Source organism: Nereida ignava, assembly GCF_001049735.1.
GTDB lineage: Bacteria > Pseudomonadota > Alphaproteobacteria > Rhodobacterales > Rhodobacteraceae > Nereida > Nereida ignava.
In genome coordinates, this window is the sequence record NZ_CVPC01000062.1 from 1 (window position 1) to 2,500 (window position 2,500).

The 2,500-nt window shown below is 52.8% G+C and carries 1 tRNA gene and 2 rRNA genes (1 of these 3 cut by a window edge); all 3 read right to left on the bottom strand.

Going from position 1 to position 2,500, the window contains the following annotated elements:
• Positions 1–153: 153 nt before the first annotated feature.
• A tRNA-Met gene (locus NIG5292_RS14335) sits at positions 154–230 on the bottom strand.
• Positions 231–562: 332 nt separating this feature from the next.
• Positions 563–677: ribosomal RNA gene (rrf, locus tag NIG5292_RS14340) — 5S ribosomal RNA — on the bottom strand.
• Between the two features lie 103 nt (positions 678–780).
• Positions 781–2,500: ribosomal RNA gene (locus NIG5292_RS14345) — 23S ribosomal RNA — on the bottom strand (it continues 1,113 nt past the right edge of the window).

Consider the following 2,500-nt stretch of genomic DNA (forward strand, 5'->3'; position numbering starts at 1 on the left):
CATCGACCGTCCTTGGGTGCGGTTGATTACCAACGATTACGGCTTATCGGGGGGTGCGACTCGCCAAACGTTGACATGGCGTTGACATGAAACAAACGCAGAAAGCCCGACTGATTAAGTCGGGCTCTAAGCGTTTGATTTAGCGTATTATTTTGGTTGCGGGAGTAGGATTTGAACCTACGACCTTCAGGTTATGAGCCTGACGAGCTACCGGGCTGCTCCATCCCGCGCCAACTTGGTTTGTTTAGTTTGGGGTTGTGTTGTCTGCAAGGGCGGATTTGGGGTTTGGTTGATTTTGTTTAGGGGAGGTAGGTGAGGTCTGCTGCGTTGTGGTCCATGGCGTCAATTGGGACGGGCAGATTTCAGGGGGTGCGATTATGATGCGGCTCTCAGGATAGCCGGTTTCAGAGGGGGGCTATCTGTAGCTGCGGCGCAGCAGACCCCACGCCTCGCACCGCGCACTAAGATTTCAGGTGGTATAGACACAAAAAGGCCGCCACGAGCTGAGCTCGTAGCGGCCTAATGTATGATAATCGAATATAGAGTATTGGTTCTTTGTTAGGTTTGGCGATGACCTACTCTCCCACGCCTTAAGACGCAGTACCATCGGCGCAACAGTGCTTAACTGCCAGGTTCGGGATGGGGCTGGGTGTTTCACTTGCGCTATGATCACCAAACCAAAGAAAGAACCATTACAAACATTTTTAATCCAGATTTTCGTAACTTGTGTAGTTGTGTATGCTTTTGATTGTGTCCGTAGAAGACTGTCCTCTACTGGATCAAATCAAGCCTATCGAGCAATTAGTACCGGTCAACTGAGTGCGTTACCGCACTTACATCTCCGGCCTATCGACGTGGTGGTCTTCCACGGCTCTCAGGGATACCTTGTTTTGAGGGGGGCTTCCCGCTTAGATGCCTTCAGCGGTTATCCTGTCCGATCATAGCTACCCAGCACTGCTCCTGGCGGAACAACTGGTACACCAGTGGATCGTTCACCCCGGTCCTCTCGTACTAGGGGCAACTCCTCTCAAGTATCCTACACCCACGGCAGATAGGGACCGAACTGTCTCACGACGTTCTAAACCCAGCTCACGTACCTCTTTAAACGGCGAACAGCCGTACCCTTGGGACCTGCTCCAGCCCCAGGATGAGATGAGCCGACATCGAGGTGCCAAACGGTGCCGTCGATATGGACTCTTGGGCACCATCAGCCTGTTATCCCCGGCGTACCTTTTATCCGTTGAGCGATGGCCCTTCCACTCGGGACCACCGGATCACTATGGCCGTCTTTCGACTCTGCTCGACTTGTCAGTCTCGCAGTCAGGCTGGCTTCTGCCATTGCACTCAACGAGCGATTTCCGACCGCTCTGAGCCAACCTTCGCGCGCCTCCGTTACGCTTTAGGAGGCGACCGCCCCAGTCAAACTACCCGCCACACAGGGTCCCGGATCCGGATAACGGACCGCGGTTAGACATCAAGCAGAACAAGGGTGGTATCTCAAGGATGGCTCCACGCAAACTGGAGTCTGCGCTTCAAAGCCTACCACCTATCCTGCACATGTTGTGCCTGATGCCAATGTGAAGCTGTAGTAAAGGTGCACGGGGTCTTTCCGTCTAACCGCGGGAAGCCTGCATCTTGACAGGCAATTCAATTTCGCTGAGTCGATGTTGGAGACAGCGGGGAAGTCGTTACGCCATTCGTGCAGGTCGGAACTTACCCGACAAGGAATTTCGCTACCTTAGGACCGTTATAGTTACGGCCGCCGTTTACCTGGGCTTCAATTCAAGGCTCTCACCTCTCCTTTTAACCTTCAGGCACCGGGCAGGCGTCAGACCCTATACGTCGTCTTGCGACTTCGCAGAGCCCTGTGTTTTTAGTAAACAGTCGCCACCCCCTGGTTTGTGCCCCCAGTCAATACTTGCGTAGAAACTGGGCCTCCTTCTCGCGAACTTACGGAGGTATTTTGCCGAGTTCCTTCAACATCGTTCTCTCAAGCGCCTTGGTATTCTCTACCAGTCCACCTGTGTTGGTTTAGGGTACGATCTAATGATGGAGCTATTTCCAGGAACCTCTAAGCGGCCCTTCCAATCCGATAAGGAAGAACAACCCTCGAGATCCGTCACTACCATCTGGCTCAGGAATATTAACCTGATTCCCATCGACTACGCCTTTCGGCCTCGCCTTAGGGGTCGGCTTACCCTGCTCAGATTAACTTTAAGCAGGAACCCTTGGACTTTCGGCGACAGTGTCTCTCACACTGTTTGTCGCTACTCATGTCATCATTCTCACTAGTGATCTCTCCACCGGATCCCTCACAGGCCGGCTTCATCGAAAGTTTCACTCCTCCAACACTCCCAAAGGAAGATAAGGAGGAAAGAAACTATATCACACTACGCTCTGCTACCATGCACTATGTGCATCCTAAGCTTCGGCTCATGGCTTGAGCCCCGTTACATCTTCGCCGCAGGACAACTTAATTAGACCAGTGAGCTGTTACGCT